At 65.8% G+C, this 6,000-nt stretch carries 6 protein-coding genes; 3 read left to right on the top strand and 3 right to left on the bottom strand.

The features are described from left to right. Nucleotides 1-104: 104 nt before the first annotated feature. A complete protein-coding gene (locus tag HWX25_RS21310) occupies nucleotides 105-551 on the top strand; it encodes a DoxX family protein (protein ID WP_059701045.1) in 447 nt (148 codons plus the stop codon). A gap of 132 nt (nucleotides 552-683) precedes the next feature. On the opposite strand, the gene HWX25_RS21305 is transcribed toward HWX25_RS21310, so the two are convergent. The 3 genes from HWX25_RS21305 to HWX25_RS21295 form a co-directional block, all read right to left on the bottom strand. Next, entirely contained in the window at nucleotides 684-1,088 is a 405-nt protein-coding gene (locus tag HWX25_RS21305; protein WP_175910300.1) for a cupin domain-containing protein, read from the bottom strand. Nucleotides 1,089-1,092: 4 nt separating this feature from the next. Then, the gene (locus HWX25_RS21300) at nucleotides 1,093-1,572 is read right to left on the bottom strand and encodes a carboxymuconolactone decarboxylase family protein (RefSeq protein ID WP_175910298.1); all 480 of its coding nucleotides are present in this window, start codon (nucleotides 1,570-1,572) and stop codon (nucleotides 1,093-1,095) included. Nucleotides 1,573-1,720: 148 nt separating this feature from the next. Further along, nucleotides 1,721-2,221, bottom strand: a complete 501-nt coding sequence (locus HWX25_RS21295) for an Ohr family peroxiredoxin (RefSeq protein ID WP_175910296.1) — start codon at nucleotides 2,219-2,221, stop codon at nucleotides 1,721-1,723. Between the two features lie 454 nt (nucleotides 2,222-2,675). Between HWX25_RS21295 and HWX25_RS21290 the strand changes: the two genes are divergently transcribed. Both HWX25_RS21290 and HWX25_RS21285 read left to right on the top strand, forming a co-directional pair. Further along, nucleotides 2,676-4,643 carry an efflux transporter outer membrane subunit gene (locus HWX25_RS21290; RefSeq protein WP_175910294.1) on the top strand — a complete coding sequence of 656 codons (1,968 nt, stop codon included), beginning with the start codon at nucleotides 2,676-2,678 and terminating at the stop codon, nucleotides 4,641-4,643. 34 nt (nucleotides 4,644-4,677) lie between these two features. Beyond that, a complete protein-coding gene (locus HWX25_RS21285) occupies nucleotides 4,678-5,994 on the top strand; it encodes an HlyD family efflux transporter periplasmic adaptor subunit (protein ID WP_175910292.1) in 1,317 nt (438 codons plus the stop codon). The last annotated feature ends 6 nt before the right edge of the window (nucleotides 5,995-6,000 follow it).

Raw genomic sequence — 6,000 nt, 5'->3', positions numbered from 1 at the left:
CGTGCACCAGCATGCGCATGCGAGCGCGTGGGGCAGCGCATTGCCGACGTCGGACGCGAAGGGCTTCTGGGGCGCGTTCGGCTGTTCGTGCTGGGCGGTCTGACATGTCGACGACAACCGGTCGGTACAGCCCCGGGTGGATCCGGGTTCTGCTTGCGCAGCCGTGGGTCGGTCCATTGGTACGACTTGCACTCGTCTCCGCGTTTCTGATCGGCGGGATCAACAAGGCGATGCATTTCGACGAAGCGGTGGCCGAGCAGGCGCATTTCGGCCTGCAGCCGGCCGCGCTGTGGGCTGCGCTGGCGGTTGTGGTCGAGATCGGCGGTTCGCTCTGCGTGGTGTTTCGCCGCTTCACGTGGCTCGGCGCCGGCAGCCTCGGCATGCTGACGCTCGTCGCGATGGTCGTGGCGAACGATTTCTGGAACCACACGGGCGCGGCGCATTTCATGGCGCTCAACAGCTTCTTCGAGCACCTTGGGCTGATTGCCGCGCTGGTTCTCGTCACGATGCTCGGCGACGCCCGACGTGCGGAAGGAGACGGTCGCGCCTGAACGCCAGCGCGGCATGACGCATCAGGAAGGTCGTTCGATCATGGCGCCCGTTCGCGGCGCCATGACTTTCACTGAAGATCGCGCTCGGTTTCGTCGTCGCCCGACCCGGTGACCGGCGCGACGACGGTCCTGCTATTTCACCGGCGTGAGGACGGGGGCGCCCTTGTTCTTGATCAGGAACACGACGAATTTTGCCGGCTTCGTGTTGCTGGCGTTTCGTCCGACCGTATGCACGTCTTCCGGGCCTTCGTGGAACGTGTCGCCGGCATGAAGCGTGACCGTCTTGCCGCCGTTCAGGCCCATCACGATGCTGCCGTCGAGCACATAGACGAATGCGTGTGCGTCGTGGCGATGGATGGGGTCGACGCTGCCGGGTGGATAATCCACGACGATCATCTCGACTTCCTTGCCCGGATACTCGGGCAACGATTCCGTCGTCAGTTGCGTGACCTTGGCTTGCGGTGCCGCGACGACCGGCTGAACGGGCGTCAGTAGCGACAGCGCAAGCGGTGCAAGTGCAAGCACGATGCGTTTCATGGCGTTACTCCAGGTTGGCCTTGTCGAGCCCGAACATCTTGTCGAACGAACCGGGCACGATGTGGAACGCGACGTTCAGCCGGTTCCAGCAGTTGATCGCGCCCACGAGGACGGTGAGATCCGACAGTTCCTGCTCGGAATAATGGGCCCGCACGCGCTCGTAGAGATCGTCCGGCACGCCATGCGACGAGAGATGCGTCAGCGCCTCGGTCCATTCGAGCGCGGCGCGCTCGCGCGGCGAAAACAGCGGCGACTCGCGCCAGATCGCGACGTGATGCACGCGCAGTTCGCGCTCGCCGTGGATCTTCGCCATCTTGATGTGCATGTCGACGCAAAACGCGCAGCCGTTGAGCTGCGACGCGCGAATCTCGACGAGCTCGCGGACCGGAACCTCGATCGCCGTCTTCTGAAGCAGCCCGTCGAGTTCGACGAGTTTCCTGGTCAGTTCCGGCGATTGCTGAAAATAATTGATACGTTGCGTCATGATCCGTTCTCCTGATTGGTGGAAGCTGCACGAGTGGTCGTGAGCATGGCGATGCATCGCACGACCTGCCTGGCAACCATCGTAATCGCGGGTCCCGCGGGCCGGTAGAACCAGGAACGTGCGCACTCTGTTGCCGCTTCGGCACCAATCACGCCGACACGGCGACGACACTGCACATTCCCTGCCGTGCCATCTTCGAATAAGGACACAGGCGCTCCGTGTCGCGGACGAGTCGCTCCGCGACCTGCCGGTCCACGCCCGGCATGCGGATGGTGACGGTGGCGGTCAGCGCATAGCCGCCATCGACCGGATCGCGACCGAACGCCACTTCGACGGCGACGGTCGCTTCCCGGATGTCGATCCGATCGCGTTGAGCGATCAGGCTCAACGCGCCGTGAAAGCACGCGGCGTAGCCGGCGGCGAGAAGCTGTTCGGGGTTGGTTCCGCCGCCCGGCCCGCCGAGTTCGGTCGGCAATCGCAGATCGAGGGCGAGACAGCCGTCATCGGATCGTGCGACGCCCGATGCGCGGCCATGACCGGACTGGCCCCCGGAAACGGTGACCGTGGTCGTGTAGAGCGCGGCGAATTCTTGTCCGCGGTATTTGTCGAGCAGTGTCAACGGCGGAGGTTGCAACCTCTCGTTCTCCATATGCCTCCCGGTTGCTTGTATTGATCGACGCGAGTGTTTCGAGCCCTGCGTATCGGGGCGGCGCGTCGTTTCCCGAAGCGAATCGGCGCAATGGTGCAGCGCTTGCCTGCAGGCCGTTCCCCACGACCGCCATCCGAACGATGGCCCCAGCGCTCTTGCATGCTAGGCAAAGACGGGTCGTTGGACCAGATCGGTCAGGGATGCATGGTGTTGCCCGCTTCGCACCAATGCGGCGAGAGCGGCGGGTGTCGCTCGCGTCGAGCGTTGCACGACCGCGGGTGCAGCCGATTGGTGCCGATGAGGAACGGGTCAGTGTTCCGATGCGGGTCTACCTGCGCATGAGTGCGGATCCTAGTATGACGGCACGGCAATGCGGGCCGATGTTCGGCTTGCGCATGCAGGCAACCCATCGGTGACGCGACATGCGGCACACCTACGCAATCGGAGGCTTGCGATGGACACTTTGGATATCGATTGGCCGACGCTTTCGCACGGACCGATTCGTACGGAACCCGGCATCGACGCAGGCGCGCATCTCGTCAGCGAGCGCGATGGCTACGTGCATCACGGCATCTACGTCGGAGACGGACTGGTTGTTCACTATGGCGGCTTCGATCGTTCCGCGAGGCGGTGTCCGGTGGAATGCATCCCGTTGCGTCGCTTCGCGGCGAACCACGGCATCCATGTTCAGGCGGAACCGGACGCCGTCTATACCGGAGTCGCTGTCGTCGAGCGGGCCTGGTCGCGCGTCGGCGAGGACCGCTATCGGCTTCTGACGAACAACTGCGAGCACTTCTGCAGCTGGTGCGTGTGCGGTGTCGGTCACAGCGAGCAGGTGCGCCGCGGTTTGCTGAATCCATGGATCGGCATCCGGACATTGATCGCGCTCGTGAAGGCACGCGCGACGACCATGCTTTCGATCGCGTGGCGGAATGCATCGCGCGCGTTCAGGGCCGGCGTGCCGGTGATCGTCGCATCGGCGTTGTCGGCGTGCGCGAACTACGCCGGCATTCACGGCGATGCGGCGATCACCGATCCGCAGCATTACGCGACGCAACAGAGCCTGCCGTCCGAGCAAGGACATTGGCCGACCGCCGACTGGGCCGATCAGTTCGGTGACGGGCAACTGAAGTCTCTGATCGACGAGGCGCTCGAGAGCAGCCCGACACTCGATCAGGCGCGTGCACGCGTGGCAGCCGCGCAGGCTTACAGCGAATCCGCGCGGGCGGGGACGATGCCGCGCGTCGACGCCAGCTACGCGCTCACGCGTCAGCAGTTTTCTGGAACAGCGCTCGTGCCGCCGCCGTATGGTGGGTCATGGCAGACGGAGAACCGCGGCATCCTGGGCGCTTCGTACGAGCTCGACCTCTGGGGCAAGAAACGCGAGGCACTGCGCGCGTCGGTGTCCGGCCTGCAGGCGAGCCGCGCCGACGCGGAAGCGGTCAGGTTGACGCTTACGACGGCGATCGCACGCACCTATAACGAACTTGCACGCCTGTTCCTGTTGCATGACATCGCGCAACGGGAGATCGCCCAACGCGAGCAGATCGATCGCATCGCCGCGGGCCGAATCGCGACCGGGCTCGATACGCAGGTCGAGCGGGAGACCGCGCGCGCGAATCTCGCGACGAGCCGTGCGTTGCTGAAATCGCTCGACGGCCGGATCCTCGCGGCGCGCTACCAGATTGCCGCGCTGCTCGGCGCGGGTCCCGATCGCGGCCTGGGGATCGGGCGCCCGACGCTCGGCACTGGAAACGAGGTACGCGTGCCCGACAATCTGCCTGCGGATCTCGTGAGCCGGCGCCCCGACATCGTGGCTGCCCGGTGGCGTGTCGATGCGCTCGTGCACGGCGTGAAGGAAGCGAAGGCCGAGTTCTATCCGGACATCAACCTGAGCGCCGCGATCGGACTCGATGCGTTCGGCTTCGGCCGTTTCCTGACGGCGGCGAGCCGTACCGCGTCGGTCGGACCGGCCATTCACCTGCCGATCTTCGACGCCGGTGCACTTCGTGCGCAACTGAAGGGGCGCTACGCGGACTTCGATCTCGCCGTCGCGACCTATAACCAGGCGCTCGTCACCGCGCTGAGCGAAGTCGCGACGCAAGTCGCCGACGTGCGTTCGACGGACGCAGAGCTGATCGATGCGCAGACGGCGCAGCAGGCCGCGCTGAAGGCGGCCGCGCTGGCGCTCGCGCAGTACAAGGCCGGTCTCACGAATCAACTGACGGTGTTGAACGCCGACATCAACGCACTTTCCGCCGATCAGAGCGTCGCGAATCTGCGCATGGATCGCCGCGATCGTCAGATTGCGCTCGCGTCCGCTTTGGGCGGCGGCTTCGTCGACACGTCATTCGCGGGCGCAGGCACATCGGCACATGCCGATGTGCGCGTAGCGGCCGTGCCTGCTGTCGCCGCGCGCTGAGCGGCGATCCATCGAATCTGCCTGGAGAATTGAAATGAGCGAAATCGATCCGCCGGTACGCAAGCCGGCCGACGCCTCCCGCGTGAATCGTGATACGTCGCCGTCGGGCGGCGACGATGTCGCAAGCGAAGGCGCGACGCGCCGCCGTCGGCTTCTGCTGGCGCTGCTCGGCGTGACGGTCGTGGCGGCGTCGGTTGCGTATGGCGCGTACTACCTGACGTTCGCGCGTTACCACGAATCAACCGACGACGCATACGTCAGCGGCAATCTCGTGCAGTTGACGCCGCAGGTGGCGGGTACCGTCGTCGCCGTGAACGCCGACGATACGCAGATCGTGAAGGCGGGCGATCCTGTCGTCACGCTCGACGCCGCCGACGCCAAAGTCGCGCTCGGCAACGCCGAGGCGGCGCTGGGCCAGACCGTGCGCCAAGTGAGCAGTCTCTACGTGAACGACGATCTGTATGCCGCGAACATCGCCCAGAAGCAGTCCGATCTCGTGCGTGCCCAGGACGACCTGCGTCGTCGCGCGGCCGTCGCCGATACGGGGGCCGTGTCGGCCGAGGACATCGCGCACGCACGCGACACCGTGGCGGCCGCGCGTGCCGCGCTCGACGCTGCCCGTCAACAGGCGGCAGCCAACCGCGCATTGACCGACCGCACGACGATCGATCAGCACCCGAACGTGCAGGCGGCCGCGTCGAAGGTGCGCGACGCTTATCTCGCATACGCGCGCAACGTGCTGCCCGCGCCCGTCACGGGTTACGTCGCGAAGCGTTCGGTTCAGGTCGGCCAGCGCGTGTCGCCCGGCACGCCGTTGATGGCGATCGTGCCGCTCGACGGCGTGTGGGTCGACGCGAACTACAAGGAAAGCCAGTTGCGCAACATGCGCATCGGTCAACCCGTCACGCTGACGGCCGATGTGTACGGCGGAAAGGTCAGGTATCACGGCCGCGTGGTCGGCTTCTCGGCGGGCACGGGCAGCGCATTCGCGAGCCTGCCCGCGCAGAACGCGACGGGCAACTGGATCAAGATCGTTCAGCGCCTGCCCGCGCGCATCCAGCTCGACCCGAAGGAACTCGACGCGCATCCGCTGCGTATCGGACTGTCGATGGACGTCGATGTGGATACGCGCGACGACACGGGCCCGCAGCTCGGCGCGGCGACGAACACGTCGTATCGCACGGACGTGTTTGCCGAATATGGCGCACAGGCGGATGCCGAGATCGAGAAGATCATCGCGCGCAACGTCGTGATCGGACGTGCGGGGGCGACGGCGCGTGTCGGCGAGCCGACGGCTTCCGCCACGCGTGATGCAAAGGACCCGCGCGACACGACGCGGCGCGCGAGTTGAACCGTC

It is taken from the genome of Burkholderia sp. BCC1640, assembly GCF_902833125.1.
Lineage (GTDB): Bacteria > Pseudomonadota > Gammaproteobacteria > Burkholderiales > Burkholderiaceae > Burkholderia > Burkholderia diffusa.
Note: the sequence above shows the minus strand (reverse complement) of the source record. Positions and strands in the feature narration are given on the sequence as shown.